Origin of the sequence: Ralstonia sp. OTU4908, assembly GCF_038440115.1 — a bacterium.
GTDB classification, from domain to species: Bacteria; Pseudomonadota; Gammaproteobacteria; order Burkholderiales; family Burkholderiaceae; genus Ralstonia; species Ralstonia pickettii.
Window position 1 is genome coordinate 1 of record NZ_JASATD010000099.1, and the last position, 782, is coordinate 782.

Annotated in this window: 1 protein-coding gene; it reads left to right on the forward strand. The window is 59.5% G+C overall.

The genetic code is table 11. The features are described from left to right. Positions 1-175 precede the first annotated feature (175 nt). Positions 176-782: IS1595 family transposase (locus tag AAHM38_RS25475; RefSeq protein WP_342234427.1), on the forward strand; the 607-nt coding region annotated here is incomplete at its 3' end.

A 782-nucleotide genomic window follows, 5' to 3' on the forward strand; every position in this document is an offset into this window, starting at 1 on the left:
GAGTTACCCTGGTCCGACGATGAAACGCTGTCCTGAATGCTCTGCCAGCAGGCCCTACAAACTGTCTGATGGACGGCTCAAGTGCCGCGCGTGCGGGAAGCGGTTTAGCTGGACTACGGTGTGGGACTCGGTCCGGCTGAGCAGTCGCGAGAAGACGCGTCTGCTGGAGTTGTTCGTGCTCGGCGTGCCGGTGTACCGGCAGCGTTTCGACTCGTCAGTCAGCGCCAAATCACGAGAACGCTTTTACCGGCTGATCCGCGCCTGCATGGCGCAGCAAGAGCAGTTGCGCGAGCCGTTCACTGGCGCTCTGGAATGCGACGAAACCACGTTTGGCGGGGCTCGGCACGGCAAACGGGGCTGGGGAGCAGCGGGCAAGGTGGTGGTCTTCGGCATCGTCAAACGCAACGGCGAAGTGAAGGCCGCACCGATCGCTCAGCACGATCAGGCGACCATCATGGAGCAGATCCAAGCCCATACCCGCGAGGGCTCGCTGTACTACACCGATGCGTGGCAGGCCTATGCCACCTTGCGACTACGAGGTGGTCATGTCGTGGTGCGCAAGGAGAAGGGCAAACCGGTTGGCCGGGACCACATCAACGGTATCGAGGGCTTCTGGAGTTACGCCAAGAATTGGCTCTATCCGTACCGTGGAGTACCCAGCAAATTCTTCCATCTTTATTTGGCTGAAACGTGTTACCGATTCAACCACCGCGATGAGGACCTGAAACCCTTGCTGCGTAAGCTTCTGCAGGCAACTCCCACCCTCGAAATTCAACCCATTT